At 71.4% G+C, this 26,366-nt stretch carries 28 protein-coding genes; 12 read left to right on the top strand and 16 right to left on the bottom strand.

The features are described from left to right. The first annotated feature begins 24 nt into the window (after window positions 1-24). Window positions 25-372, top strand: coding sequence for a barstar family protein (locus Plo01_RS13320; RefSeq protein WP_203890849.1), 348 nt, complete (start codon window positions 25-27; stop codon window positions 370-372). Here Plo01_RS13320 and Plo01_RS13325 read toward each other — a convergent pair. Beyond that, entirely contained in the window at window positions 282-623 is a 342-nt protein-coding gene (locus Plo01_RS13325; RefSeq protein ID WP_203890850.1) for a hypothetical protein, read from the bottom strand. The two genes, Plo01_RS13320 and Plo01_RS13325, sit on opposite strands and share 91 nt — an antisense overlap. Before the next feature lie 183 nt (window positions 624-806). On the opposite strand from Plo01_RS13325, the gene Plo01_RS13330 reads away from it, so the two are divergent. Continuing rightward, entirely contained in the window at window positions 807-2,975 is a 2,169-nt protein-coding gene (locus Plo01_RS13330; RefSeq protein WP_203890851.1) for a sensor histidine kinase, read from the top strand. Continuing rightward, window positions 2,972-3,328 carry a DUF742 domain-containing protein gene (locus Plo01_RS13335; protein ID WP_203890852.1) on the top strand — a complete coding sequence of 119 codons (357 nt, stop codon included), beginning with the start codon at window positions 2,972-2,974 and terminating at the stop codon, window positions 3,326-3,328. The genes Plo01_RS13330 and Plo01_RS13335 overlap by 4 nt, the downstream gene beginning before the upstream one ends. An 88-nt stretch (window positions 3,329-3,416) precedes the next feature. Here Plo01_RS13335 and Plo01_RS13340 read toward each other — a convergent pair whose 3' ends face one another. Beyond that, a complete protein-coding gene (locus Plo01_RS13340) occupies window positions 3,417-3,908 on the bottom strand; it encodes a GNAT family N-acetyltransferase (RefSeq protein WP_203890853.1) in 492 nt (163 codons plus the stop codon). Window positions 3,909-4,053: 145 nt separating this feature from the next. Here Plo01_RS13340 and Plo01_RS13345 point away from each other — a divergent pair, with 145 nt between their 5' ends. The 3 genes from Plo01_RS13345 (at window position 4,054) to Plo01_RS13355 (ending at window position 5,995) form a co-directional block, all read left to right on the top strand. Beyond that, the gene (locus tag Plo01_RS13345) at window positions 4,054-4,668 is read left to right on the top strand and encodes a GNAT family N-acetyltransferase (RefSeq protein WP_203890854.1); all 615 of its coding nucleotides are present in this window, start codon (window positions 4,054-4,056) and stop codon (window positions 4,666-4,668) included. 184 nt (window positions 4,669-4,852) lie between these two features. Then, window positions 4,853-5,293, top strand: coding sequence for a MarR family winged helix-turn-helix transcriptional regulator (locus Plo01_RS13350; protein WP_203890855.1), 441 nt, complete (start codon window positions 4,853-4,855; stop codon window positions 5,291-5,293). Window positions 5,294-5,425: 132 nt separating this feature from the next. Further along, complete coding sequence (locus Plo01_RS13355; protein ID WP_203890856.1) at window positions 5,426-5,995, top strand: dihydrofolate reductase family protein; 570 nt, start codon at window positions 5,426-5,428, stop codon at window positions 5,993-5,995. Window positions 5,996-6,060: 65 nt separating this feature from the next. Here the strand turns inward: Plo01_RS13355 and Plo01_RS13360 are convergent, their stop codons facing one another. After that, window positions 6,061-6,513, bottom strand: a complete 453-nt coding sequence (locus tag Plo01_RS13360) for a hypothetical protein (RefSeq protein WP_203890857.1) — start codon at window positions 6,511-6,513, stop codon at window positions 6,061-6,063. Continuing rightward, the gene (locus Plo01_RS13365) at window positions 6,510-6,983 is read right to left on the bottom strand and encodes a hypothetical protein (RefSeq protein WP_203890858.1); all 474 of its coding nucleotides are present in this window, start codon (window positions 6,981-6,983) and stop codon (window positions 6,510-6,512) included. Before Plo01_RS13365 ends, Plo01_RS13360 begins: the two co-directional genes overlap by 4 nt. A 45-nt stretch (window positions 6,984-7,028) precedes the next feature. On the opposite strand from Plo01_RS13365, the gene Plo01_RS13370 reads away from it, so the two are divergent. Further along, entirely contained in the window at window positions 7,029-8,045 is a 1,017-nt protein-coding gene (locus tag Plo01_RS13370; protein WP_203890859.1) for a helix-turn-helix transcriptional regulator, read from the top strand. On the opposite strand, the gene Plo01_RS13375 is transcribed toward Plo01_RS13370, so the two are convergent. Continuing rightward, entirely contained in the window at window positions 8,023-9,003 is a 981-nt protein-coding gene (locus tag Plo01_RS13375; RefSeq protein WP_239316226.1) for an aldo/keto reductase, read from the bottom strand. The genes Plo01_RS13370 and Plo01_RS13375 overlap by 23 nt on opposite strands. Window positions 9,004-9,064: 61 nt before the next feature. Here Plo01_RS13375 and Plo01_RS13380 point away from each other — a divergent pair, with 61 nt between their 5' ends. Beyond that, window positions 9,065-9,925 carry a LysR family transcriptional regulator gene (locus Plo01_RS13380; RefSeq protein ID WP_203890860.1) on the top strand — a complete coding sequence of 287 codons (861 nt, stop codon included), beginning with the start codon at window positions 9,065-9,067 and terminating at the stop codon, window positions 9,923-9,925. 68 nt (window positions 9,926-9,993) lie between these two features. Here the strand turns inward: Plo01_RS13380 and Plo01_RS13385 are convergent, their stop codons facing one another. Continuing rightward, window positions 9,994-10,560 carry a hypothetical protein gene (locus Plo01_RS13385; RefSeq protein WP_239316228.1) on the bottom strand — a complete coding sequence of 189 codons (567 nt, stop codon included), beginning with the start codon at window positions 10,558-10,560 and terminating at the stop codon, window positions 9,994-9,996. Window positions 10,561-10,785: 225 nt separating this feature from the next. On the opposite strand from Plo01_RS13385, the gene Plo01_RS13390 reads away from it, so the two are divergent. Both Plo01_RS13390 and Plo01_RS13395 read left to right on the top strand, forming a co-directional pair. Next, window positions 10,786-11,994 carry a sensor histidine kinase gene (locus Plo01_RS13390; RefSeq protein WP_239316230.1) on the top strand — a complete coding sequence of 403 codons (1,209 nt, stop codon included), beginning with the start codon at window positions 10,786-10,788 and terminating at the stop codon, window positions 11,992-11,994. Then, window positions 11,991-12,593 carry a response regulator transcription factor gene (locus Plo01_RS13395; RefSeq protein ID WP_203890862.1) on the top strand — a complete coding sequence of 201 codons (603 nt, stop codon included), beginning with the start codon at window positions 11,991-11,993 and terminating at the stop codon, window positions 12,591-12,593. The genes Plo01_RS13390 and Plo01_RS13395 overlap by 4 nt, the downstream gene beginning before the upstream one ends. Window positions 12,594-12,599: 6 nt before the next feature. Here the strand turns inward: Plo01_RS13395 and Plo01_RS13400 are convergent, their stop codons facing one another. Continuing rightward, window positions 12,600-15,170 carry an AfsR/SARP family transcriptional regulator gene (locus tag Plo01_RS13400; RefSeq protein ID WP_203890863.1) on the bottom strand — a complete coding sequence of 857 codons (2,571 nt, stop codon included), beginning with the start codon at window positions 15,168-15,170 and terminating at the stop codon, window positions 12,600-12,602. Between the two features lie 81 nt (window positions 15,171-15,251). On the opposite strand from Plo01_RS13400, the gene Plo01_RS13405 reads away from it, so the two are divergent. Continuing rightward, on the top strand, window positions 15,252-15,752 hold the full coding sequence (locus Plo01_RS13405) for a carboxymuconolactone decarboxylase family protein (RefSeq protein ID WP_203890864.1): 501 nt from the start codon (window positions 15,252-15,254) through the stop codon (window positions 15,750-15,752). 122 nt (window positions 15,753-15,874) lie between these two features. Here the strand turns inward: Plo01_RS13405 and Plo01_RS13410 are convergent, their stop codons facing one another. The 4 genes from Plo01_RS13410 to msrA all read right to left on the bottom strand — a co-directional run bounded on the left by Plo01_RS13410 (window position 15,875) and on the right by msrA (window position 18,729). Beyond that, window positions 15,875-16,543, bottom strand: coding sequence for a DNA alkylation repair protein (locus tag Plo01_RS13410; protein WP_203890865.1), 669 nt, complete (start codon window positions 16,541-16,543; stop codon window positions 15,875-15,877). A 143-nt stretch (window positions 16,544-16,686) separates the two neighbouring features. Further along, window positions 16,687-17,052, bottom strand: a complete 366-nt coding sequence (locus Plo01_RS13415; RefSeq protein WP_203890866.1) for a Clp protease N-terminal domain-containing protein — start codon at window positions 17,050-17,052, stop codon at window positions 16,687-16,689. A 688-nt stretch (window positions 17,053-17,740) separates the two neighbouring features. Continuing rightward, entirely contained in the window at window positions 17,741-18,070 is a 330-nt protein-coding gene (locus tag Plo01_RS13420) for a hypothetical protein (RefSeq protein WP_203890867.1), read from the bottom strand. Then, on the bottom strand, window positions 18,067-18,729 hold the full coding sequence (gene msrA / locus Plo01_RS13425; protein ID WP_203890868.1) for a peptide-methionine (S)-S-oxide reductase MsrA: 663 nt from the start codon (window positions 18,727-18,729) through the stop codon (window positions 18,067-18,069). Before msrA ends, Plo01_RS13420 begins: the two co-directional genes overlap by 4 nt. A 157-nt stretch (window positions 18,730-18,886) precedes the next feature. On the opposite strand from msrA, the gene rarD reads away from it, so the two are divergent. Beyond that, window positions 18,887-19,801, top strand: coding sequence for an EamA family transporter RarD (gene rarD / locus Plo01_RS13430; RefSeq protein WP_203890869.1), 915 nt, complete (start codon window positions 18,887-18,889; stop codon window positions 19,799-19,801). Window positions 19,802-19,890: 89 nt separating this feature from the next. Here the strand turns inward: rarD and Plo01_RS13435 are convergent, their stop codons facing one another. The 5 genes from Plo01_RS13435 to nuoL form a co-directional block, all read right to left on the bottom strand. Further along, on the bottom strand, window positions 19,891-20,301 hold the full coding sequence (locus Plo01_RS13435) for a MarR family winged helix-turn-helix transcriptional regulator (RefSeq protein WP_203890870.1): 411 nt from the start codon (window positions 20,299-20,301) through the stop codon (window positions 19,891-19,893). Window positions 20,302-20,388: 87 nt separating this feature from the next. Then, entirely contained in the window at window positions 20,389-21,381 is a 993-nt protein-coding gene (locus tag Plo01_RS13440) for a polyprenyl synthetase family protein (RefSeq protein WP_203890871.1), read from the bottom strand. Window positions 21,382-21,395: 14 nt separating this feature from the next. Then, window positions 21,396-22,952 (bottom strand): NADH-quinone oxidoreductase subunit NuoN, encoded by a 1,557-nt coding sequence (gene nuoN / locus Plo01_RS13445; RefSeq protein WP_275415381.1) that lies wholly within the window; start codon window positions 22,950-22,952, stop codon window positions 21,396-21,398. Then, window positions 22,949-24,505 carry an NADH-quinone oxidoreductase subunit M gene (locus tag Plo01_RS13450; protein WP_203890872.1) on the bottom strand — a complete coding sequence of 519 codons (1,557 nt, stop codon included), beginning with the start codon at window positions 24,503-24,505 and terminating at the stop codon, window positions 22,949-22,951. Before Plo01_RS13450 ends, nuoN begins: the two co-directional genes overlap by 4 nt. After that, window positions 24,505-26,361 (bottom strand): NADH-quinone oxidoreductase subunit L, encoded by a 1,857-nt coding sequence (gene nuoL / locus Plo01_RS13455; RefSeq protein WP_203890955.1) that lies wholly within the window; start codon window positions 26,359-26,361, stop codon window positions 24,505-24,507. The genes Plo01_RS13450 and nuoL overlap by 1 nt, the downstream gene beginning before the upstream one ends. Between the last annotated feature and the right edge of the window lie 5 nt (window positions 26,362-26,366).

Raw genomic sequence — 26,366 nt, forward strand, 5'->3', positions numbered from 1 at the left:
GGGTGGCCTATGTTGTCCAGGGGAATGTTCGAGCGGGGCTCGATGGAGGTCTTCGAGAAGACGCTCCGCACCGGAACACCCCACCGGTTCGACGGCTCGACGGTCACCACGTCGGCCGAGGCCATGACCGCGATCGCCAAGGCCCTGTCGTTCCCCGACTGTTTCGGGCACAACCTCGACGCGCTCTACGACTACCTGACCGACCTGTCGTGGCTGCCGCCGGGCGAGCACGTCCTGGTCTGGTCGGATCCGTCGGTGCTGCGCGGCGCCGACCGTCCGGCCTACGAGGCGATCCGGACCGTGCTCTCCGAGGCCGTCACCGACGACACACCGGAGGAGGCCTTCTTGTCCGTCCTCCTCCTGACCGACTGAGCGGCCGCCACGCAGTGGGCGCAGAACGCGCCCTCCCTGCCCTCCGGGCAGGCGCAGTACCACTCCAGGCGGTCATCGGCCACCCGGAACTCCACGCGCGCGGAGGCGTCGCCCACCTCGGCGATCACCAGCAGCGGGCCGAACCTGACGAGTTGCACCGCTCCCGAGCGTTCCAGCTCGTCGCCCGTCGCCAGGGCGGTCTCCGCCGCGCGACCGAGCTCCGCGTCTACCAGTTCCGCGACCTTCGCCATGGACGCCTCCCCCTTTTGTCATCTACAGACGTGCCCGAGGGGCCGGCGGTTCCGCATCACCGTGAGGACACAAAGCCTTTCTCGGTCTTTCGCGAATTAAGTGTGCACCTCTCTGGTCTGATTCGTTGGGCGTTGCTAGGGTTTCGCCACTGTTAACCGCGCATATCCGCAATGCGAGGTACTATGGCTGGCCGCAAGCATTCGATCAAGGTGAAGATATTCACCCTGCTCCTGGTACCTCTCGTCTCGCTTGTGGCGATCTGGGGCTACGCGGCGACCCTCACCCTGCAGAACGGTCTGGACCTGCTGAGGATCAGCAACCTCTACGACAGCCTCATCGTCCCGACCCGCGCGGTGACCAGCGCGCTCCAGCACGAACGGCTGCTCTCCCTGAAGCTGCTGGGCGATCCCGCCTTCTCCCGGACGACCCTGGACGTGCAGCGGGTCAAGACCAACGCCGCGCGGAACGAGCTGGCGCGGCTGTCGGCGGATGTCCTCGCCGGCACCTCGGGCCCCTTCCAGGACACCGTGACCCGGTTGCTGACCGCGACGGACCGGCTCACCGGGATCCGCAGCGAGGTGGACGGCCACTCCGCCGGCCGCAGGCAGACCCTCGACGCCTACTCCTCGATCATCGACGCTGCCTTCGACGTCTACGACAGGATCCGCCTGGCCCAGGACGACGAGCTCCTCACCCAGACCAAGGCCGCCGTCGTCATGGGGCGCAGCCGCGAGCTGCTGAGCCAGCAGGCCGCCCTGATCGCCGGAGTGACGGCCGCCAAGTCCATCGAGAACGCCGACCGGGCCGTGTTCGCCGAGCTGGCCGGGGCCCGCAAGCTCCTGTACTCCATCGGGGTCAAGCAGCTCGACCAGGAGCTCCGCGCCGCCTACGTCAAGCTCGCGACCACCCCCTACTACCGGGGGTTCGAGCAGATCGAGGCCGCCTTCGCCACGGCCTCCCGCCCCGACGCCTCCTGGGCGTCGTCCGCCACGGCGCTGGCGGACTCCCTCGACCGGATCGCCGGTGACGTCAGCCGCCGCATCTCCGACCGCTCCAAGCCCCTGGCCACCGGCATCCTGGTCCAGATCGGCATCGCGGGCGGGCTCGGCCTGGTGGCGGTCGCCGCCTCGATCTTCATCTCGGTACGGTTCGGCCGCCGGATCGGCACCGAGCTGGTGAGCCTGCAGGAGACGGCCCTCGACCTCGCCGACAGGCGCCTGCCGAGTGTGGTCGCCCGCCTCAGCAAGGGAGAGGACGTCTGCCCCCAGGGCGAGACCCCCGACCTGAACCACGGCAGCACAGCCGAGATCGTGAAGGTCGGCGAGGCGTTCTCCTCGGTCCAGCGCACCGCCATCCAGGCGGCCGTGGGCCAGGCGGAGATGCGCAAGGGGGTCAACAAGGTCTTCGTGAACCTGGCCAGGCGCAGCCAGACCCTCCTGCACCGGCAGCTCAGCATGCTGGAGGCGATGGAGTCCCGCGCCAGCGACCCGGAGACCCTCGACGAGCTGTTCGCCCTGGACCACCTGACCACCCGCATGCGCCGCCACGCCGAGGGCCTGATCATCCTGTCGGGATCGGCGCCGGGCCGCGGCTGGCGGGTCCCGGTCGCGGTCTACGACGTCGTCCGCGCCGCCATCGAGGAGGTCGAGGACTACCTCCGCGTCACGGTCGCCGTCCCGCAGGGGCCCGCGCTCGTCGGCCCCGCCGCCACCGACGTCATCCACCTCCTCGCCGAGCTGGTGGAGAACGCCGTGATCTTCTCCCCGCCCACCACGACGGTCCGCGTGTTCGGCGAGACGGTGGCCCGGGGTTACGCGATCGAGGTGGAGGACCGCGGTCTCGGCATGAGCGCGGCCGAGCTGGACCACCACAACGCCCGGCTGGCCGACCCGCCGGAGTTCGACCTGGCCGACAGCGACCGGCTGGGCCTGTTCGTGGTCGGCAGGCTCGCCGCCCGCCACGGCATCCGCGTCTCCCTGCGGCCCTCGCCGTACGGCGGGACCACGGCGATCGTGTTCATCCCCGCCGAGCTGATGTCCCAGCCGCCGGAGCTGACGGTTCCCTCCTCTCCCGCCTCGGTCGAGGTCACGCAGACCATCACGGGCAGCGGCCTTCCCAAGCGCACCCGGCAGGCCGTACCGCAGCGGATCTCCGCGACGCAGGTCGCCCCGGGCGAACGCCCTCCGGCCCAGATCACGTCCGGTGAGGCCGTCCCGCCCCCGGCCGCGCCCGGCGGCCTGCCCCGGCGGACCCGGAACGCCGCCGGCGTGGAGGCCGTCGTCCCGGGCAGCGTGCTGACGTCGTTCCGGGCGGGATGGCGCCGTGGTGAGGAGGAGGGCGGTGAGCGATGACGGAGCGCTGGCTCGACCAGGACGCCGGACCGATCGTCCGCCCCTACACCGTCACCCGGGGCCGGACCCGTCCCACGAGTGACCGGTTCGACCTGATCGCCACGGTGGTGGCGACCGGGCCCGCGCCACCGGACCTGCCCCCCGAACACCTGCGTGTCCTGAGCGTGTGCCGCCGGCCGATCTCGGTGGCCGAGGCGGCCTCGGGGGCGGGCATGGCCGTCGGCGTGGTCCGGGTGCTCCTGGGCGACCTGTTCGAGGCCGGGCTGCTGACCGTCCGCACTCCCCCCGCCGCCGTCACCGCCCCTCGCGAGGATCTTCTCCGCGACGTCCTCGCCGGCCTCAAGACTCTCTGATCCAAGACTCCCCCGCCCAAGACTCCCCGATCCAAGACTCCCCGGCCCAAGACTCCCCGGCGACCTCTCCGGCTTGACGGCAGCGCCCTCAGTCGGTGGCCAGGCGGGCGTGGCGCTCCACGTCGTGACGGACGTCCCCGTACTTGAGCTTGGCCCGCTCGACGCCCTCCACCGTGAACCCGGCCCTGGTCGCCACCGCGCAGGAGGCCGGATTGTCCAGGCGATGCCCGAGCTCCAGCCGGAACAGTCCCCGCTCCCTGAAGGCCCACTCGGCCAGTCTGATCGCGGCGGCCGCCGCGACGCCCCTTCCCCGCGCGTGCGACGAGGTCCAGTAGGACACCCAGCCGGTGTCATGTGCGTCGATGTTGCTCACCGCGACGTTCCCGACGACCTCGCCGCCGACCACCACCGCGAAGGCCCGCGCGTCGTCGCGGAACCCCCAGAAGGCCATCCACTCCAGTGCCGCCGCGGGTGTGTCGATCGGGCGGGCCGCCTGCCGGGCCATGTCGGGCGCGCGGAAGGCCGCGAGCACGACGGGCACGTCGTCGGGGCGCCAGCCGCGCAGCTCCACCTCGATCATGCGGAGCAAGGGTAACAGCGGCAATCAGCGCAGATAACCCCTCTCCGCCCCCGATCCGCGGGCGGCCGTCCCTCCGGCCGAGAACCGCCGGGCGGACGCCATAAAAATCTTGTGAGAGCGCTCTCAGGTAAAGCATGATGACTCCATGACGACCGTCCGCCCCTATCGCCCCGACGACCGCGCCGCGCTCTACGATATCTGCGTGCGCACCGCCCACGAGGGCGGCGACTCCCGGCACATCTATCCCGACCACGACCTGATGCCGAGCATCTTCGCCGCCCCCTACGCCGAACTGGAGCCGGACCTGGCCTTCGTCGTCGACGACGGGGAGCGCGCGGTCGGCTACGTCCTCGGCACCGCCGACACCCCCGCCTTCGTCGAGGCCTGGCGCGAGTCGTGGCTCCCCCGGATGAGAGAGCGTTTCCCCGAACTGAGCGGCCCGCCGGCCACTCCCAGCGAGTCGATGATCGACCTGATGTACCGCCCGGAGCGCATGATCGTCCCCGAGGTCGCCGGGTACCCGGCCCACCTCCACATCGACCTGCTCCCGGAGTACCAGCGCAAGGGTCTCGGGCGGGAGCTGATGCACGCCTTCCTGGACGCGCTCCACCGCAAGGGGGTCCCGGCCGTCCACCTCGCCATGGTCACCGCCAACACCCCCGCCCGCGCCTTCTACGGCCGTCTCGGCTTCCACGAGATCCCGGTGCCCGACCCCGGCCCGCTAACCTACCTCGGCCGGAGTACGGACCGGGCGGAGTGACCCACCGCGGCGACATGACGGCGCCCTCCGCGCAGCGGGCCGGCCGGCCTTCCCGAACCCGCCGGAAGACGAGGAGCGGCTCGATCGGCTCGATCGATTCCATGAGCACCTTCGCCGGTTATCAGTAGTGCTGACTATCAGTAATAGAGATTATTCCGTCCCGCGAAGGGCCTACAGTGGGATCATGCGAACAGGGGCCGGCGACCGGATCGACACCCACACCGGTTACATGCTCGTCAGGCTGGGCGTCGCCGCGGCGGCGCTGTTCGACGACGCCCTGATCCCCCTGAACCTGCGCGGCAGGCACGTCAAGGTGATGGGCCACATCCACGACGGGACCCCATCCCAGCAGGATCTCTGCCGGCTCACCGGCATGGACCGCACGACCATGGTCGCCGTGGTGGACGACCTGGAGCGGCTCGGGCACGCCCGCCGCGAGCGCAGCGCCACCGACCGCCGCAAGCACGTCGTCATCCTCACCGCCGAGGGCGCCGCCGCCCTCACGGAGGCGCTGCGACTCCTGGCCGAAGCCCAGGAAGAGCTTCTCTCGCCGCTCCCGGCCGCCGAGCGGGACCAGTTCCACGACCTGGTGAGCCGCCTGTTCGCCGCCCGCGCCGGGGAGTGACCTCGCGGGGCGCGGCGGGCGCCCCGTTCCTGCGGAGCCGTACACGATCACAGGCGATCCTTTGACACCACTCTACTTGTAGTACTACATTCCTAATCACTACAAACGAAGCACTTTGAGCGGAGTGGTTTTATGCGAAAGCTCGTCTACTACGTGGGCGTCAGCATCGACGGCTACATCGCCGGCCCCGGCGGCGAGATCGACTTCTACCCTCTGGGCGACGACATGGCGGCCTGGTTCACCGCCGACTATCCGGAGACCGTCCCCACCCACATCCGCGCCCGCCTGGGCATCGACGCGCCGAACAAGCACTTCGACACCCTGGTGATGGGCCGCGGCACCTACCAGCCGGCGCTCGACATCGACGTCACCAGCCCCTACGCGCATCTGAAGCAGTACGTCGTCTCCACCTCGATCCCCGAGATCACCGATCCCGGGGTCGAGCTGGTCCCGGGCGACCCCGTCGCGCTGGTGCGGCGGCTGAAGGAGGAGGACGGCATGGACATCTGGCTGTGCGGGGGCGGGAAGCTCGCCGGCTCCCTGCTCCCCGAGATCGACGAGCTGATCGTCAAGAGCTACCCCGTGGTCGCGGGCACCGGCGTCCCCGCCTTCTCCGGGGAGTTCCGTCCCACCCTCTTCACCCCGGTCCGGGCACGCTCCTTCGGCAACGGCGCCACCGTCACCTGGTACGGCAGGGCGTGACCCCGGCCCGCGCTCCCCGCGGGACCGCCGGGGCGCGCCGCCCGGCCGCCGGACGCGGCCGGGCGTCAGGAGACCCTGGTGAAGTCCATGATCCAGTTCGTCTCCCAGGTCCGCTCGCCGTCGTAGGAGAACGCCTGCTCCCAGCGGCACGACTCCGGCGTGGCGACCGTCCAGACGAACCGGACCCGGACGGGACGGCCGTCGTCGGTGTCGTCGGCGTAGAACGTGCCCACCCCGTCGGTGAACCGGCCCACCATCGGGACCGGGTCGAGACCCCGCGTGCTGTTGATCCAGTGGATGGACCACTCGTCGCGCCCGGAGTCGTAGACGCGGACCGTCGCGCCGTCGAACTCCTTGGTCGGGAAGGTGATCTCGTCGAAGCTCCCCGCTCCGCCGAAGAAGCCGCGCGCGACGCTCCGGCCGGGGAACTCCTCCCAGTCGTCGCTCCCGGCGTCGCGCTTGCGCAGCCTGCGGTTGACGACGTCCCAGGTCCCGATGAAGAAGTCGAAGTCGTTCACAGTCCCACCAGGCCTTCGGGGCGCGTGTCGGCGAGGTAGCCGTCGAGGTCCGGGCTGTCCTTGACGAACATGTGCCGGACCCAGGCGGACCGCTCGTACTCCAGGGCCGGCAGTTCCCACACGCACCCCGCCCAGCGCCGCGTCTCGGGGACGAAGTGCGCGGGATCCTCGTCGGGGCAGCCGACGGCGGGCTGGCCGGCCGCGGCGGTGCGCACCTCCACCACGTTGTCCCACGCCCAGGTGTAGACGAGCAGGTAGGCGCCGGTGTCCCCGCCCCGGTGGAGGACGATCCAGCCGGCCGGGGAGTCGTCGGCGGGCGCGGGCACGAGCTCCGGCAGATACTCGTAGGCCGCCTTCTCGACCTCCGGCTCGATCGGCCGCTCGGGCCGGTCGACGTGATAACGCTTGTACGGCCGGCCGCCCACGACGATCGGGGCGAGTGGCCGCATGTTCTTCTCGATGAACGCCATGACCGGACCGTACGGCCCCTCCCCTGACACGTATCGTCAGCAGATATGCGAGCATCCCGGCTTCTCTCGATCCTCCTGCTGCTGCAGTCCCGCGGCCGGCTGACCGCCCGGCAGCTCGCCGACGAGCTGGAGGTCAGCGTCCGCACGATCTACCGCGACGTCGAGTCCCTGCACACCGCCGGCATCCCGATGTACGGCGAGGCCGGCCACCGGGGCGGCTACCAGCTCCTCGACGGGTTCCGCACCCGCCTCACCGGCCTGACCGCCCAGGAGGCCCAGGCGGTGTTCCTCACCGGGATGCCCGGCCCCGCCGCCGAACTCGGCCTGGGCGCGCTGGCCGCCGCGGCCGAGCTCAAGATCGAGGCAGCGCTCCCGCCCGACCTGCGCGAGGGGTCCCGGTGCGTCCGGGAGCACTTCCACCTGGACGCGCCCGGCTGGTACCACGACGGCGACCGCGTCCCGCTCCTCCCGCAGGTGGCGGACGCCGTCTGGAACAAGCGCGTCATCACCGTGCTCTACCGCCGGTGGGCCGAGCCGTGCGAGGTCACCAGGGTGCTGGAGCCGTACGGGCTGGTGCTCAAGGCCGGGAAGTGGTACCTCGTGGCCCGCTGCGACGGCACGCTGCGGACCTACCGGGTCAACCAGATCCTCGACCTGCTGGTGACGGACGAGACGTTCGAGCGCCCGGCCGGCTTCGACCTGGCCGGGCACTGGAGCGCGCACCTGACGGACTTCCGGTCCCGGCTGTTCCGGGGCCACGCGGTGATCCGGATCTCGCCGGCCGGACGGGAACGCCTCCCCGACCTGATGAGCTCGGCCGTGGTCGACGCCGTGGCCGAGACGGCCGGCCCGCCCGACGCCCTCGGCTGGGTCACCGCCACCGTGCCCATCGAGTCGCCGATCCACGCGCGGACCGAGTTCCTCAAGTTCGGCGCCGAGGTCGAGGTCCTGGAGCCCGCCGAGCTGCGCGAGGCGATGGCGGAGAGCGCCCACCGCCTCGCCGCCCTCTATCCGAGCCGGGACCGCGCCGGGCGCGCCCTCACAGCAGCGTCCCGCCGGTGACCTCGAACTTGGCGAGGGCCCGGCCGATCCGGGCGAGGGTGTCCGGGTGCAGAGTGAGGTCCGCGGCCGCCGCGTTCTCCTCGATGTGGGCGGGCGTACGGCTGCCGGGGATCGCCACGACGTGCTCGTCCCGGTGGAGCAGCCAGGCCAGCGCGAGCTGGGCCGGGGTGATCCCCAGCTCGACCGCCAGGTCGCGGATCGGGGCGTACCGGTCGTTGTTGGCGGTGAGGTTCTCCGCGGAGAAGCGCGGCGCGTTGTGCCGGAAGTCGCCCTCGTCCAGGCTTGCCACGGTCCCGGTGAGGAACCCGCTGCCCAGCGGGCTCCAGGCGACGACGCCCACCCCCAGCTCGCGGGCGGCGGCGAGCAGGTCCGCGTCGATGGGCCGCCACATCGACCACTCGTTCTGCACCGCCGCGATCGGGTGCACCGCGTGCGCCCTCCTGAGCTGCCCGGCGGTCACGTTGGACAGCCCGAGATGCCTGACCAGGCCGTCGCCGGCCAGCTCGGCCATCGCCCCGACGGTCTCCTCGATCGGCACCGCGGGGTCCGGGTAGTGCAGGTAGTACAGGTCGATCACGTCGAGGCCCAGGTTCGCCAGGCTCCGCTCCGCGTAACGCCGCACCAGCCGGGGCTCGCCGTTCACCCTCAGCTCGCCGAAGGAGAACCCGACCGGGAAGGGCCTGCTGTCCTCCCCGTCCGGTACGGCCAGGCCGAACTTCGTGGCGACGACCACCTCCTCGCGCCGCCCCTTGACGGCCCGGCCGACCAGGCGCTCGTTGTGCCCGTCCGCGCCGTAGGCGTCGCTGGTGTCCACATGGGCCGCGCCCGCGTCGAGCGCCGCGTCGATCGCCCGTTCCGCGCGGTCGTCGTCGATGTCGCCGTACATGCCCGGGGAGAGCACCATGGCGCCGAATCCGATCGCCGGGACCTTCAGGTTTCCGAGTTCACGTGTCTTCATACGTCGATCATGTGATCCGTCCCTCCTTGCCGTCCAAGACCTTCTGCGATAACCACTGGCTATGGACGTGCACCTGCGTGAGCTCCGCTACTTCGTCGCCGTGGCCGAGGACCTCAACGTCACCCGCGCCGCCCAGCGGCTGTTCGTCTCGCAGCCCGCGCTGTCCAAGCAGCTCAGGGTCCTGGAGCGGCAGCTCGGCTTCCCGCTGTTCGAACGGGTGCGCAGCGGGGTGGTCCTCACCCGGCAGGGGCGGGCGCTGCTGCCGTTCGCCCGCGAACTGCTGGGACGGTGGAACGAGGGGGTCGAGGCCGCGCGGGCGGCGGCGCCCAGCGGCACCCTGGTCGTCGGCATGCAGACCGCCGTGGGCCGGGGACTCCAGCAGGAGGCCCTGCGGAGGTTCCGGGAGGCGATGCCGGGCTGGGAGATCTCGCTGCGGCTGGTCGCCTGGACCGACCCGAGCGGAGGGCTCGCCGACGGCACCTCCGACGTGGCCTTCGTCTGGCTGCCCGCGGCGCCGGGCCTGGAGACCCGCGTGCTGTCCGTCGAACGCAGGTTCGTCGCCCTGCCGGACTCCCACCCGCTGGCCGCCGGGGCGGAGATCCCCTTCGCCGAGCTGCGGGACGAGCCGTTCATCGCGCTGCCCGCCGAGGCGGGCCCGCTGCGGGACTTCTGGCTGGGGCGCGACGCCAGGGACGACGACCCGGCCGTCGCGGTGACGGCGAGCACCGCCGACGAGACCTTCGAGGCGATCACCAGCGGTCTGGGGATCGCGCTGCTGGCGGAGGGAAACGCCTCGCTCTACAAGCGGCCGGGCGTGGTGTACCGGCCGGTGGGCGGGCTCGCCCCGGCCGAGCTGGCCGTCGCCTGGCGCGCGGGCGATCACCGCCCCCACGTCCGGGCCTTCCTCGACGCCCTCCCCTGACCCGCCCGGATCCGGATCCCCCCGACGGCCTCCGGCGCCGGAAGGCGTCCGCCGGGCGAGCCCGCGGGTCACAGCATGAACACCAGCTGTACGGCGATCAGGATGTCGAGGACGCCGCACCACTCGGCGTAGGAGCGGGACACGACCTTGTCGAGCTTGAGGTGGACGAAGTCCCAGACGCCGTGGAAGAACCAGCCGGCCGCCACCAGGTAGCGGCCCAGCTCCGGATCGACGATCAGCCCCGCCAGCGCGACCGCGCCGAAGCCCAGCATCCCGAGCGCCTGGACCCTGAACTGCCCCGACCGGTACAGCTGCCCGTCCACGGCGCCCCAGACCAGCACCACCATCGCCACGCCGCCGAAGACGGCGGCCGGGGCGATGACGTCCAGGACGCGCAGCGCGATCAGCAGGGCGACGCAGATCAGGAGCACCGGCCACGACGCCTCGCGCCGCCGCAGCTTGGCGACCACCAGGTACAGCAGCGGGAGCAGCAGGAGGACCTCGGAGAGGGAGAGGACCCCCTGGTCGGTGGCTCCTCCGCCGAAGGTCAGAATCTCCAGCCCGACGGCCAGCGCGGTGGGCCAGCGCCGCAGCACGGCCGTCCACAGCCGCCGGGGGGATGTGGTTTCGGACATGGACCGGACCTTCCTCTCGATCATGGGATCGGCGCCGGACGAGCGCGGAGCCGATGTCCTCCAGACTCGCGGCGCGGGCGGCCCGGCAGCAGTGCCGTACCTCACGGAAGATCGTGGATCCGTCACCGGATCAGGTGACATCTGTCATCCGCCGCCTGCCGTCCGCTGCCGGGTCCCGGCGCCGGGCGGCGTGTCACGGCGTGGCCGCCCTGCGACAATGACCGCGTGCCGGACGTGCCGATCGAGCGCGAGACAGGGCTGGGGAACCTCCGCCGCTACACGTGGTGGAGCCTCGCCGTCACCTTCGCGTCCCTCCTGGTCTTCATCGCCGGGCGGTGGGTCCTGGATCCGCACCTCGCGCTCCGGACCAGACTCCTCGGCGTCGCCGCGCTGGGCGTCGCGGTGGTGGCCGGCGCGGCGCTGCTCAGCCGGCGCCTGCCGCACGTGCCCGCCGGGACCGTCCGCGTCGTCCCGCCCGGCGGTCTCCCCGTCGCCTGGCTGGTCGCCGGGGGCGCGGCCGCGGCCGTGCTCGGCGCGGTGCCGCTGTCCGCGCACCGGCCCGAGTGGCCGACGGCGCCGGCCGTGATCGTGTCGATCGCCGCGACGTTCCTGCCGCCGCGGCGACGGCGGATGCTGATCACCGTCGCGGTGGCCGCCGCCGCGGCGGCCGGGGCGGCGGTCAGCGCGGCCTCCGGCGAGCGGTGGCTGTTCGCGGCGGCGTTCCCGGCCGGGATGGTGGCCATGACCGCCTGGGTGACGCTGGGAACGCTGTGGGCCTGGGACATCGCGGAGCGGCTGAACCGGGCGCGCCGGCTGGCCGCGGAGCTGGCGGTCAAGGACGAGCGGCTGCGGTTCGCCGCCGAGCTGCACGACATCCAGGGCCACCACCTGCAGGTGATCTCACTCAAGAGCGAGCTCGCCGCGCGGCTCGTCGAGGCCGACCCCGCACGGGCCGCCGCGGAGATGAGGGAGGTGCGGCGGCTGTCCGCCGACGCGCTCCGCGACACCCGCGCCGTGGTCCAAGGCTACCGCCGTACGACCGTGGAGGAGGAGATCTCCAACGCGGTCAAGGTGCTGACCGCGGCGGACATCACCACCCGCATGGAGCTGGACCCCGGCGCCGCCGCGCGGCCGCTGCCGCAGACCGGCCGGCACCTGATGGGACTGGTGGTGCGGGAGGCGACCACCAACGTGCTGCGCCACAGCCGGGCGCGGCACGCCGAGGCCGACTACCGGGTCACGGCCGGCATGGTCCGCCTGCGGGTGAGCAACGACGGCGCGGTCCCGCCCCGCGAGGGCACGGGCACCGGGCTGCGCTCCCTGGCCGAACGCCTGGAGGGGGCCGGCGGCACACTGACCTGGAAACGTGACGGGGACCGGTTCGAGCTCGTCGCCTCGCTGCCGGTCGACACAGCGGAAGGAGGCGCGGGATGATCCGGCTCCTGATCGCCGACGACGAGGACATGCTGAGAAGCGCCCTGGCGGCGCTGCTGGAGCTGGAGGACGACCTGACCGTCGTCGCGGAGGCGTCCACCTCGACCGACGCCGTCCGGCTGGCGCGCGAGCACCGGCCGGACCTCGCCGTACTCGACCTGGAGATGCCTCCCGCCGACGGGCTGCACGCCGCCGCGGAGATCCTCGCGGCGCTGCCCACCCGGATCATCCTGGTCACCCGGCACGCCCGGCCGGGCGTGCTGCGGCGCGCCCTGGCCGCCGGGGTGCGCGGCTTCGTGCCCAAGACGACGCCCGCGGCCAGGCTCGCCGAGATCATCCGCGATGTCGCCGGGGGGAGGCGCTACGTGGATCCCGACATCGCCGCCTCCGCGCTGACCGAAGACGACTGCCCGCTCACCGAACGGGAGCTGGAGGTGCTGCGCGCCTGCCGGACCGGCGCATCGATCAGCGAGATCTCCGCGCAGGTCCACCTCGCCCCGGGAACGGTGCGCAACTACCTGTCCGCGGCCATGGCGAAGCTGGGCGTCGGCTCGCGGCACGCCGCCGCGCACCGCGCCTGGGAGGAGGGCTGGATCTGACGCCGTCTAGGCCGTGGACCGTCCGCGCGACTCGAGGCGACTGATCGACGCGAGCATCTCGGCCTCCCCGGGGCGGTAGCCGAGGTCCCGGAACAGGGCCAGGGCCCGGGTGAAGTGGTCCGCGGCCCGGGTGTGGTCTCCCTCCCGCTCGTACGCCGTGCCCAGGTTGCCCAGGACGGTGGCCTCGCCGGCGCGCGTCCCGAGGTCGCGGAAGAGGGCCAGAGCCTGGTGGAGGACCCGGTGGGCCTGATCATGACGATCCTGACGGCTGTGGACCAGGCCCAGGTTGCCCAGGACGATGGCCTCGCCCCGCCGTTCCCCCGTCTCGCGGTAGAGGGACAGCGCTCGATCGTAATGCGCGCGGGCCTGGTCGACGTCCCCCGAGTCCCAGGCGACGTCGCCCAGGCTGCAGAGGGCGCGGGCCTCGGCATGGCGGTCGCCCGCCTGGCGGGCGAGGACCAGGGCCCGCGGGGTGTGGAGATGGGCCTGGTCGTGACGGCCCAGCCTCGCGTGCATGACGCCCCGGTTGAGGAGCGCCTGGGCCTGGGCGGCCGGGTCGCGGGCGGCGTGGACGGCGGCGTCGTAGAGCGGCAGGGCCTCGGCGTGGTGGATGTGGCCGTCCAGGTACGCGTAGAGGGTCGTCGCCAGGTCGGTGGTGTGGCACGGCCGGTCGGCGGCGGCGTGGACGCCGGAGGCGATCAGGTTGGCGCGTTCGGCGTCCAGCCAGGCGACCGCGGCGGCGGGGTCCTCCAGGAGGGGGCCGTCCGCACCCGGCGCGGACGGCCGCAGGTGCCGGGAGTACGGGAAGAGCCGGTCCGTCGCCGTGATCGCGGTGCGGAGGTAGTGGTCGGACAGGCGACCGAGGGCGCCGGGGACTTCGTCCGGCGCGGCGAGGGCGCGGGCGTGGTCGCGGAGCAGGTCGTGGAAGGTGTATCTGCCGGGCTCGTGCTGCAGGAGCATGTGGGCGTCGAAGAGTTCCTCGAGCAGTCCCTCCGCCTCGTAGACGTCCGTCCCCATGAGGGCCGCCGCGGCGTACGGGTCGAAGTCACGGCCGGGGTGGACGCCCAGCAGGCGGAACATGCGCTGCCCGTCCGGGGCGAGCTGCCGGTAGGAGAGGGTGAAGGCCGCGGCGACCCCCCGCTCACCGGTGGAGAGCTCCGCGAGCCTGCGGCGCTCGCCCCGCAGACGGCCCGCCAGATACTCGACCGTCCACTGCGAGCGGTGGTGGAGGCGGGCCGCGGCGATGCGGACGGCCAGCGGCAGGAATCCGCAGAGCTGGAGCACGTCCAGGACGGCGAGGGGCTCCTTGTCGGCGCGTTCGCCGACGATGCCGCCGAACATGGCGATGGCGTCCGCCGCGGGGAAGACGTCCATGGACAGGGCGCGGGCGCCGTCCAGATCGGTGAGCCGGCGCCTGCTGGTGATCAAGGTGAGGCTCCCGGGCGCGCCGGGGAGCAGGTGCCGCACGTGCTCGGCGTCGGCCGCGTTGTCGAGGATCAGCAGCACCCTGCGGCCGGCGAGTTCCGCGCGCCAGAGCGCGGACCGCCCGGCCAGGTCGGCGGGGATGCGGTCGGCGGCGACGCCGATCTGGCGCAGCAGGATCTCCAGCGCCGCGACCGGGTCGAGCGGCCGCTGGCCCACCGTGTGGGCGCGGAGATCGACGAACAGCCGGCCGTCGGGATAGCGGCCGGCGAGCCGGTGAGCGGTGTGGACCGCCAGCGTCGTCTTGCCGACGCCGGCCATCCCGTCGATCGCGTAGATCATTCCCTCGCGGGTCCCGCGGGTCAGATGGTCGAGCTCGCTGTCGCGGCCGGCGAAGTCGGGGAGGTCGTAGGGGAGGAACGACACCTGTCTCACCGGTGCCCGGGTCGCGTCGCCGGCCAGGATCTCCCGTTCCAGGGCGGTGAAGGCACGGCTCGGGTCGAGGCCCTGCTCGTCGGCGAGCCTCGCGCGGAAGGCGCGGGCGACGGCGAGCGCGTCGGGCTGCCGCCCGGCGAGGTGGAGGGCGCGCATGAGGTGGCAGGTGAGCTTCTCGCGCAGCGGATGCGCCGCGGTCTGCGCGATCAGCTCGTCGATGAGGTGCTCGTGGCGGCCGAGGGCGAGTTCGAGCTCGGCGAGCCGCTCGAACGCCGCCAGGCGGCGCTCGGTCAGCCTCGTCCGGGCGTCGGCGGCGTAGTCGGCGGTGACGTCGGCGAGCGCCTCACCGCGCCACAGGGCCAGAGCGGCGCGGATCCGCTGCGGGTCCTCGGCGGCCGACAGCGCCGCGGTGAACTCGTCCAGGTCCAGCTGCCCGGCCTCCGGGACGATCACGTATCCGGCGTCGCGGGTCTGCAGCACGTCCGCGGCCCCGGCCCGGCGGAGCACCCGCCGGATCGCGGTGACGGCCGCGTGGATCTGGGAACGGGCCGTCTCCGGGGGCGTCGGCCCCCACATGGCGTCGCTCAGGCGGTCGTGGCCGAGCACGGTCCTGGCGTGGAGCAGCAGATAGGCCAGCACCGCACGGTGCCGGGGCGCCAGCCCGTCCAGCCGGGTTCCGTCGACGGTGACCTCGACCGGGCCGAGAACCGTGAACCGCACCCCCATGCTCCCCGCCCCCGATTCCATGCGCATCGCCAACGCATCGCGAACTTATCAGTACCTTTCCGCAGCATTGTGGGCATGCAAGGACTACCGCTGATCGATCCGGACACCGCCACCGGCGCGGCGAGGGCCCAGCTCACCGCCGCCCGGCGGGTCCTCGGCGTCACCCCGAACCTCGCCAGGGCGATGGCCCACAACCCGCCGGTCCTCGCCGGTTACCTGGCCGCCGTGGACGGGCTGCGGAACGGCCGCCTGACCCCGGGCGACCAGGCGGGTCTCGCGCTGCTCGCCGCCCAGCACCACCGCAGCGAGTACGCGCTCTCGATGCACGCGTTCCTCGCCGAGAAGGTCGTCGGCCTGACCGCGCCCGAGCTCACCGCCGCCCGGCGCGGTGAAGGCTCACCCGCCCTGGCGTACGCCGCCACGCTGCTGCGCGGCGGAGCCGCCCCCCAGGCTCACGGCCTCTCCCCCGCCCAGGTCGCGGAGGTCGTCGCCCACCTGGCGGTCAACCACTTCACGTCCTGTTTCACCACCGCGGCGCACGTCCCTCTCGACTGGCCGCGCGTCGCCCTCCCGTAGCCGTCCCGCGAGGCCGGTCGACACCCCCGGCCGGAGACGGCGACCAGGTCCATGACCACGTACCGCTCGCGGGCGCCGTTCCCCCAGAACGGCAGCGGTCCACCGGAGTCCGTGCCGCCGGCTCATCCGTCTCGCCGGCGCACCATCTCGGAGATCCAGACGGGCGCGAACGGAGACGTGCAGCCCGGAGAGGTCGGGTAGTCCTTGAGCACCTGCAGGCGCTCACCGATGCCGATCGCACGGGCGCGGTGCTCGGCGTGCTCGATCCCGATCTGAGCCAGGCAGTGGTTCATCGCCCACTGCAGGCGATCCGGAGCGTCTTTCATCTCCGCCTCGATGACGTCGAGCAGCCCCGCGAGATCGAGGCCCTCGGGTTTCTTCGCCACGCGTTCGACGGTCAACGCCCAGCCGGCACTCGCGACCACCGGATCCGGATCCGCGGACCAGGCCAGACGCAGCTCTTCGACGTGCGGATTCTTCTTCACCACGTAGTTCACGAGCCAGTCATGCACCTTGGGCGCGCGTGCCTCGCGCACCATGGCGTCCAGCCGGTCACGCTCGAACGCCTTCGGGCGGCAGATCAGGATCGCCAGCAGTCTCGCCGCGGTGTCATCCGTCTCCCAGAGCCGGCACGCGAGTTCCTGCTGCGTCTTCAGCCGCTTCGCGAGCGCACGCAGCTTGCCGAGGTTCACACCGTGATCGTCGCCGTGCTTCTCGTTCACCTCGCGTGCCCTCGGGTCCTCCAGCTCGGCCAGCTCGGCCATCACCTCGGCCACCGTCGTCCCGGCCATCTCAGCCTCCTGCGCGTCACGTGGGGGACTCAGGCTACGACGGAAACCGGCTCCCCGCCGTACCCGCCGGTGCGGCGGCGGCCGATGACGCGAGATCCCCCGCCTTCACGAATTCGCGGCAGTTCACAATGACGGGTGACTCTTCACACGACGCGGCCGTGGAGCACCTTGACGACCTGGTCGCGGGCCCGGTGGAGGCTGACGCCCAGAGCCTCGGCTCCCTCCTCCCGAATGACGCCGAGCAGGAGATGCTCGGTCCCTATGTACCGGTGACCGAGCTCGGCAGCCTCACAGCGGGCCCGCTCGATGACGCGGCCCAGCTCTCCCCCCGCCTCCCGGGTGCGCGCACCGCCGATCTCGACACCGAGGCTGCCGAGCGTCCTGACGGCCACGCACTCGTCCAATCGAGCCAGCCCTGCCAGGAGGTGCTCCGCGGTGACGCGGTCGTCGCCCCGGGCACCGGCTTCCCGCTCGGCCAGATCCAGCGCCCGCCGCGCAAGAGCCGTCAAGAGAGGCTCCAGGGGGCCGCGAAGGACCGCTCTCTTCCTCCGCTCCCGCAATAGCTTCCGCAGCATGGCGCCTCCTCACGGGGACAGCGCCTCGATCCTCCCACCGCGACCGCGTCATGACCCCGCACTCATCGCCACCGCCGGTCTCGGCTGATCAGCAGGCGGAAGGAATGCCCACCTCGGCCGCGAGTCCGGCGGTGAAGACGACCATGACGTCGTCGGCGCCCAGGTAGTAGTCCCCGGAGGGCGGCCATGACGCCCGCCGCCGACCCCCACGGCTCTCCGGTCCTCACCGGGTGACTGGTCATCGGGCCGGGAAAAACTTCGAGCCCGTAGTGGTCGAAGCTGCTGCCCCACACTGCGGGGTGACAAGCGTCATCGTCGGTGAACAGCTCCACACCCATGGTGGGCTCGTGCCATGCTCCGTAATCCCACTCATCGACATCGAGGCCGTCCTCTCCGCCCGTCAAGGGGTGGTGGACAACCCTCCGGATACGTCTGCCTCGCAAAGCGGCGGCCGTACGTTCGTACTCAGCAGCGGTCAGCGACGACATCCGTACAGCATCGCCCACCGCAGACAGCCCGAGCCATCAAGGCCGCACGCCCGGACGACGGGCGAGCGCGGGACGGTGCGCGGCGCGGAGCGCCGTCGCCTTGACCCTGTAGAGAAAATCCTCGCCGCCACTACCTAGAGTGAGGACTCTTGGTCGGTGGCATCGCCGATGATCAGGTCGGCTATCCGGAGCAGGCGTGCCACATACGCACGGTTCTCACGGCGGTGGACGCGGGGCAGGAGCGCCCGCAGATCACGGGCGCACTCGCGTACGGTCTGGAGCTGATCAGGGTCCAGCACCCCTCGCCGGCTCCCCACATAGCTGGTCAGCGGACCTGCCATGCAGAAGTCCAGGTACGCCACCGGCTCACCGTGGATCTCCACCCCGCGTAGGCCGTCGGGGAAGGTCAGCCCCATATGCTCGGCCCAGAGGACCGACACCTCGTCGAAGACCGCTTTGTTCACTCCCCGGCAGGCGCGATGCCGACCGGGCAGGAGAGGCCGGTGCCGCCGATCCCGCAGTAGCCGCCGGGGTTCTTGAACAAGTACTGCTGGTGATACTCCTCCGCGAAGAAGTAGTTCCCGGCGGGGGCGATCTCGGTGGTGATCTGGCCGTAGCCGGCCTCGGTGAGCACCTTCTGGTAGGCGTCGCGTGAGGCGAGGGCGGACTTCTCCTGCTCGGGTGAGTGGGTGTAGACGGCCGAGCGGTACTGGGTGCCGACGTCGTTGCCCTGGCGCATGCCCTGGGTCGGGTCGTGGGCCTCCCAGAAGACGCGGAGCAGTTCCTCATAGGAGACCTCGGCCGGGTCGAAGACGACGCGGACGACCTCGGTGTGCCCGGTCAGGCCGGTGCAGACCTCCTCGTAGGTGGGGTTGGGGGTGTGGCCGCCGGCGTAGCCGACTGAGGTGGAGACCACGCCGGGGGTCTGCCAGAACTTGCGCTCGGCGCCCCAGAAGCAGCCCAGGCCGAAGTCCGCGGTCTCGGTTCCGTCGGGGTACGGCGGGGCGAGGGGGGCGTCGAGGACCGCGTGGCGGTCGGGCACGGGCATGGTGGCGTCGCGGCCCGGGAGCGCGTTCTCCCGGGACACCATGGAAGTCTTGTCCTTGCCGAACAGCCAGCCCATCGCGGACCTCCTCCTGTTGCCTTCTCCGGCATGCGCAAGCATGCCTCAGCCGTGCACAACCACGCGCGGGCTTCCCGGATTCCCGTAAGCGATCCTTAACAATACGACAAGCATTGCTAATTTGTATTAAATCGGGTAAGCAGCAAAAATAGATGACATGCCTGAATCGCGCCGTGGAGTCCTGTACGGTATCGCCGCCTATGCCATGTGGGGTCTCTTCCCCCTGTACTGGCCGCTCCTGAAGCCCTCCGGGGCCCTGGAGATCCTGGCCCACCGCATGGCGTGGTCGCTCGTCGCCGTCCTGGTCATCCTCGCCGCGATGCGGCACTGGTCATGGATCCGCGAGCTGCTGCGCACGCCCGGGAAGCTCGGCCTGCTGACCCTGGCCGCACTGATCATCACGGTCAACTGGGGCGTCTACATCTACGCCGTCAACACCGGCCACGTCGTCGAGAGCGCCCTGGGATACTTCATCAACCCGCTGGTCAGCGTGGTGTTCGGGGTGGTCCTGCTCAAGGAGCGCCTGCGGCCCCTGCAGTGGGCGGCGGTGGGGCTGGGCACCCTGGCCGTGATCGTGCTGACCCTCGACTACGGGCGGCTGCCGTGGATCGCGCTGGTCCTGGCCATGAGCTTCGGCACCTACGGCCTGGTCAAGAAGACGGCGCAGGTCGGCGCCGCGGAGAGCATGGCCGTCGAGACGCTCGTGCTGCTCCTGCCCGCGCTGGGCTACCTGCTGTATCTGGGCGGGCAGGGCCAGAGCACCTTCGGCACGGCGGGCGCGGGCCACGCGCTGCTGCTGGCCGGGGCCGGTGCGATCACCGCGGTCCCGCTGATCTGCTTCAGCGCCGCCGCGATCCGGGTGCCGCTCACCACGATCGGCCTGCTGCAGTACATCGCCCCGGTGCTGCAGTTCCTGTGCGGCGTGTTCATCGTCCACGAGACCATGCCCGCCAGCCGCTGGGCCGGGTTCGCCATCGTCTGGCTGGCCCTGTCGGTCTTCACCTGGGACAGCCTCCGTACGGCCCACCGGGCCCGCCGCGCCGAGAGGGAGCCGGAGCCCGTCCCCGCCTGACGGGGACGCCCGAACCCACCCGGCCTCACCGCCGTACGGCCCTCCGGATAGGCCCGCCCGGCCTCACCCCCGCACGGCTCCCGGCGGGCTCATCTGGTCCCGGCGGTCCGCACGGCCTCGGCCAGCGGTCTGAGGACCGGGTCGGCGCAGGCCCGGTCCAGGGCGGTCGCCAGGCAGCCCTCGTAGGCGGGGGTGGCCTCGGACAGGCGGGTCCGGCCCGCGGCGGTGATCACCGAGTAGACGCCGCGCCGGTCGTCGGAGCACAGGGTCCGCCGCGTCAGGCCCGCCTCCTCCAGGCGGGTGATGAGGCGGGTGACCGAGCTCTGGTTCAGGCCCACGGCCTCGGCCAGTTCCTGCATCCGCAGCTCGCCGCCGGGGGCGGCGGCCAGCTGCCTGAGCGCCCGGTATTCCGACAGCCCGAGGCCGTGCCCGCGCTGCAGCGCCTTGCCCAAGTCGGCTTCGACCCGTGCGTAGAGGAGTGCGAACAGATCCCACGTCATTGTGAGTCTCCTAGCGACGGCTACTGCCGCGAAGTATACCTGCGCGTACAAAAATTGCACACGCAAGCAACGATCATCCGGAGAATGTCATCCGGAGCGCTCGACCACGTAGTCGCACATGGCCAGGTAGGCGGCGCGGGCGGGGATGTCCGGCAGGCCCGACAGCTCGGCGCGGGCCCGGTCGGCCCAGGCGATCAGCTCGGCGCGGGCGCGCTCCATGGCGGGGTTGGCGCGCAGCAGCCGGAGGGTCTCCTCGACGTCCTCCTCGGCCACCGGACCGGCCAGCAGCTCGCGCAGGCGGGCGTCGGCCGGGTCGTCGCCGGACAGGACGTACAGCGCCGGGAGCGTCCGGATGCCCTCGCGCAGGTCCGTCCCGGGCGTCTTGCCGGACTCGGCCGACTCGGAGGCGACGTCCAGCAGGTCGTCGCTGAGCTGCCAGGCGACGCCGATGGCCTCGCAGGCGCTGGTCAGCCGCTCGACGACGTCGGGCGAGGCGCCGCTCAGCAGCGCGCCGAACCGGCCGGAGGTGGCGATCAGGGAGCCGGTCTTGTCGGCCAGCACCTCGATGTAGTGCCGCACCGCGTCCTGGTCGCCGGGGCCGGCGGTCTCGCGGATCTGGCCGCGGACCAGGCGGGAGAACGTCTGGGCCTGGATCCGGATGATGTCGGGTCCGAGGTCGGCCAGGATCAGCGAGGCCTGGGCGAACAGGTAGTCGCCGGTCAGGATGGCCACGGTGTTGTTCCACCGGGCGTTGGCCGAGGAGGAGCCCCGGCGGACCGGGGCCTCGTCCATGACGTCGTCGTGGTAGAGCGTGGCCAGGTGGGTCAGCTCGATGACCACGGCCCCGGGCACCACGCCCGGGGCGTCCGCCCGGCCGAACTGGGCGGCGAGCAGGACCAGCATGGCCCGGAAGCGCTTGCCGCCGGCCTCGATGAGGTGCTTGGACGTCTCCGTGACGAAGGCGTCCTCGCTCTCCACCGAGGACCGCAGCAGCTTCTCGACCTCGGCCAGACCGGCGGCGAGGTCCTGCGCCAGCCGCTCATCGACGAGCGGTAAATCGACAACCGGTGGCGCAGCCATGCGTTTCCTACTCCCTAGCGGATGAACAGTGCGGAGGCGGCCTGGTCGGCCAGGTTCAGCACCGGCTCCGGGAACACGCCCAGCACTACGGTAGCCGCTGCCGCGAGGGCCACCACAGCCGAGGTCCCGACGGTCGGCATCGCGATGCTCGGGCCGTCGGCCGCGGGCTCGCTGAAGAACATCAGCACGATGACGCGGACGTAGAAGAACGCGGCGATGGCCGAGGCGACCACGCCCACGACGACCAGCGGGAGCGCGTCGGCGGCGACCGCGGCCGAGAACACCGCGTACTTCCCGAAGAAACCGCTGGTCAGCGGGATGCCCGCGAAGGCCAGCAGGAAGAACGCGAAGATTCCGGCCAGGAGCGGGGCCCGCTTGCCGAGACCGGCCCACCGGGACAGGTGCCCGGCCTCGCCGCCCGCGTCGCGGACCATGGTGACCACCGCGAAGCCGCCGACCGTGGCGAAGCCGTACGCCACGAGGTAGAACAGGATCGCCGACAGGGCCTCCTGGTTCTGCTCGGGGCCGCCGGTGGCGATCACGCCGGTGAGCAGGAAGCCCGCGTGCGCGATCGACGAGTAGGCCAGCATGCGCTTGATCTCGGTCTGGGTGATGGCCACGATCGCGCCGACGACCATCGTGAGAATCGCCACACCCCACATGACCGGCCGCCAGTCCCAGTCCAGGTTGCCCAGGGCGACCCAGAAGACCCGCAGCACGGCGCCGAAGGCCGCCACCAGGACGGTGGAGGCCATCAGGGCGGTGATCGCGGTGGGCGCGCCCTGGTAGACGTCGGGCTTCCACGCCTGGAACGGCGCGGCGCCGATCTTGAACAGCAGGCCGACGCCGAGCAGCGCCACACCGACGTACAGCAGGATGTCCTGGCCCGCGACGGTGCCGAGCGCGGAGCTGATGGCCCTCAGGTCGATCGAGCCGGCGTAGCCGTACACCAGGGCCATGCCGTACAGGAAGAAGGCCGAGGAGAAGGAGCCGAGCAGGAAGTACTTGACCGAGGCCTCCTGCGACAGCAGGCGGCGCCGGCGGGCCAGGCCGCACAGCAGGTACAGCGGCAGGGACATGACCTCCAGGGCCACGAACATGACCAGCAGGTCGTTGGCCGCCGGGAAGAGCAGCATGCCGCCGACCGAGAACAGCAGCAGCGGGTAGACCTCGGTCTGCGCGTAGCCGTGCCGGACCGCCGCCTCCTCGTCGCTGCTCCCCGGTACGGCGGCCGCCTGCGCGACGAACTGCTCGTCGTCGTTGATCAGCAGCGTGCTGACGAAGGCCAGCACGAGGATGATGCCCCAGATGAACAGGGCGGGGCCGTCCACCGCGACGGCGCCCATGGCCGCCGGAGTGGTCGGGACGCCCTCCCGGACGGCCTGGAGGATCGTCAGCAGGAAACCGCCGGCCAGCGCCAGCAGCGTCAGCGGCACGTGGATCGACTTGCGCAGGTAGCGGGGCGCGAACGCCTCGACCAGCACGCCGACGACCGCCGCGCCGAAGATCAGAAGCATCGGCGCGAGCAGGGCGTATTCGATCGTTGGCGCCTCGATGGTGCCGCCGTTCACTGGCCGGCCCCCTTCTTCTCAGCGACGGTGGAGACGGGCTGCTTGTCCGTCACCTGGGCGTTGGTCAGCGTCTGGTCCACCGCCGGGTTGATCACGTCGAGCACCGGCTTGGGGAAGAAGCCGAGCGCGATGATCACCGCGATGAGCGGGGCCACCACCCACTTCTCCCGGCCGTCGAGGTCGGTGAAGCCCTTGACCGCCTCGGCCGTGGGGCCGTTCATCGTGCGCTTGTACATCCACAGGATGTAGACGGCCGCCAGGATCACACCGGTCGCGCCGATGATCGCCGGGACCGCGTAGCGCTCGTAGGTGCCGATCAGGACCATGAACTCGCTGACGAACGAGGACAGGCCGGGCAGCGAGAGGCCGGACAGGCCGGCGATCAGGAAGGCGCCCGCCAGCAGCGGGGCGACACTCTGCACGCCGCCGTAGTCGGCGATCCGGGCGGAACCGCGGCGGTAGATCAGGAACCCGGCGAGCAGGAACAGCGCGCCGGTCGAGAAGCCGTGGTTGACCATGTAGAGCGTGGCGCCCGACTGGGCGTTCTGGGTCATCGCGAAGACGCCCATGGCGATGAAGCCGAAGTGCGAGATCGAGGTGTAGGCGATCAGGCGCTTCATGTCGGTCTGGCCGATGGCCACGATCGCGCCGTAGACGATGCCGACCACCGAGAGCACGATCACCAGCGGGGTGAAGAACTTCGACGCCTCGGGGAAGAGCTCCAGGCAGAAGCGGAGCATGCCGTACGTCCCGACCTTGTCCAGCACGCCTACCAGCAGGACCGCGGCGCCGGCCGGGGCCTGCGCGGCGGCGTCGGGCAGCCAGGTGTGGAACGGCCAGAGCGGGGCCTTGATCGCGAAGGCGATGAAGAAGCCCGCGAACAGCCACTTCTGCGTGGTCGGGTCCTGGATGGCCCCGATCAGCTCGGGGAACATGAAGGTGTCCTTCTCGGCGACCACGTAGAGCGCGATCACCGCGACCAGCATGAGCAGGCCGCCGAAGAGCGAGTAGAGCAGGAACTTGACGGCCGCGTAGGACCGCTGCACGCCGCCGTACGACCCGATCATGAAGTACATCGGGATCAGCATGGCCTCGAAGAAGACGTAGAAGAGGAAGATGTCGGTCGCCGCGAAGACGCCGATCATCATCGCCTCCAGCACCAGCAGCAGCGCGAAGTAGGTCTTCGCGGAGCGCTTGGGCGGCACGACCTCGCTCTTGAGGTCGAGCCGCGTCGCCCCCTCGGCGTCGTGCCAGGAGGCCAGGATGACGATCGGCACGAGGACCGCCGAGAGGGCGATCAGCACGAGCGCGATGCCGTCCACCGCGACGCCGTAGTGGACCCCGAAGCTGGGGATCCACGCGTACTTCTCCTCGAACTGGAAGCGGTTCCCGTCGGGGCTGAACTGGACCGCCATCGCGACGGTCAGCGCCAGCACCACGAGCGAGACCGCCAGGGCCAGTTGCTTGGCGAGCTTGTCACTGCCCTTGGGCAGCAGCGCCACCCCGACCGCGCCCAGCACGGGCACGGCCATCAGTATCGAGAGCCAGGGCATCAGATGTTCCCTACGTAGAGCAGCGCGCCAACGACGGCGGCGGCACCGAAGAGGATGGACAGCGCGTACGACCGGACGAAACCGGTCTGCACGCGGCGCAGCCGCCCGGAGGTTCCGCCGATGCCCGCGGCCAGCCCGTTGACGAGGCCGTCGACGCCGCGGTTGTCGAAGAACACCGCGATCCGGGTGAGCCACTGGCCGGGGCGCATGAGCAGCGCCTCGTTCAGGGCGTCGCCGTACAGGTCGCGGCGGGCGAAGGTGGTGAGGAAGGAGGCGCGCGGGGCCACGGCGGGCACCTCGGCGGCGCCGTACCGGAACCAGGCGAACGCGGCGCCGGCGGCGACCAGGGCGAGCGTGGCCAGGGCCGCGGTGCCCACGCCGAAGACGTGGGGCTCGGGCATGTCCGCCGGCTGGGGCAGGCCGACCGCCGGGCTCAGGAAGTTCATGAACCGGTTGCCCAGGACCAGGAAGGCGCCCAGGCCGATCGAGCCGATCGCCAGAATGATCAGCGGCCAGGTCATCACCGCGGGCGACTCGTGCGGGTGCGCGTCGTCGGCCCAGCGCTTCTTGCCGAAGAAGGTCATGAAGACCATCCGCGACATGTAGAAGCCGGTCAGGCCCGCGCCCAGAACGGCCAGCCAGCCGAGGATCTGGTTGTGGTGCATCGCCGTCTCGATGATGCCCTCCTTGGTGTAGTAACCGGAGAGCAGCGGGAAGCCGATGATCGCGAGGTAGCCGACGATGAAGGTGACCGCGGTGATCTTCATGACCGGGAACAGCGCGCCGTAGCGGCGCATGTCCACCTCGTCGTTCATGGCGTGCATGACCGAGCCGGCCCCGAGGAACATGTTGGCCTTGAAGAAGCCGTGCGTGATCAGGTGGCCGATGGCGAAGGCGTAGCCCGCCGGGCCGAGGCCCGCGCCGAGCATCATGTAGCCGATCTGCGACATCGTCGAGCCGGCCAGGCCCTTCTTGATGTCGTCCTTGGCGCAACCGATGATCGCACCGGCGAGCAGCGTGGCGACGCCGACGATGGTGACGACCAGCTGCGCGGTCGGGGCGGCCTCGAAGAAGGCGCCGGACCGCACGACCAGGTAGACGCCGGCGGTGACCATGGTCGCGGCGTGGATGAGGGCCGAGACCGGGGTCGGGCCCTCCATCGCGTCCAGGAGCCAGGACTGCAGCGGGAGCTGGGCGGACTTGCCGCACGCGCCGAGCAGGAGCAGCAGGCCGATCGCGGTCAGCGTGCCCTCCGACGCCTGGCCGGCCACCTCGTGGGTGAGGTCGGCGAAGGCCAGCGAGCCGAAGGTCGTCCAGATCGTGAAGATCCCGATCAGGAGGCCGAAGTCGCCGACGCGGTTGACGATGAACGCCTTCTGGGCGGCGGTGGCCGCGCTCGGCTTGTGCTGCCAGAACCCGATCAGCAGGTAGGACGCGAGGCCCACGCCCTCCCAGCCGATGAACAGGCCGATGTAGTTGTCCGACAGGACCAGCAGGAGCATGGCCGCGACGAACAGGTTCAGGTAGGCGAAGAACCGGCGGCGGTCGCGGTCGTGCGACATGTAGCCGACCGAGTAGATGTGGATCAGGGATCCGACACCCGTGATCAGCAGGGCGAAGCTGATCGACAGCGGGTCGATCAGCATTCCCAGGTCGACCATGCCGGGGATGAACTCGAAGAGCCCGATGTCCCGGCGCCGCTGCTCCGGCTGCAGGCCGAGCAGTTCCACGAAGGTGACCACGGCCACCGCGAAGGCGCCCAGCGACATCGCGACGCCGAAGAAGTGGCCCCAGGCGTTGGTACGGCGGCCGCCCAGCAGAAGGACCGCGGCGCCGAACAACGGCAGCGCGATCATCAGCC

Origin of the sequence: Planobispora longispora, from assembly GCF_016863135.1 — a bacterium.
GTDB lineage: Bacteria > Actinomycetota > Actinomycetes > Streptosporangiales > Streptosporangiaceae > Planobispora > Planobispora longispora.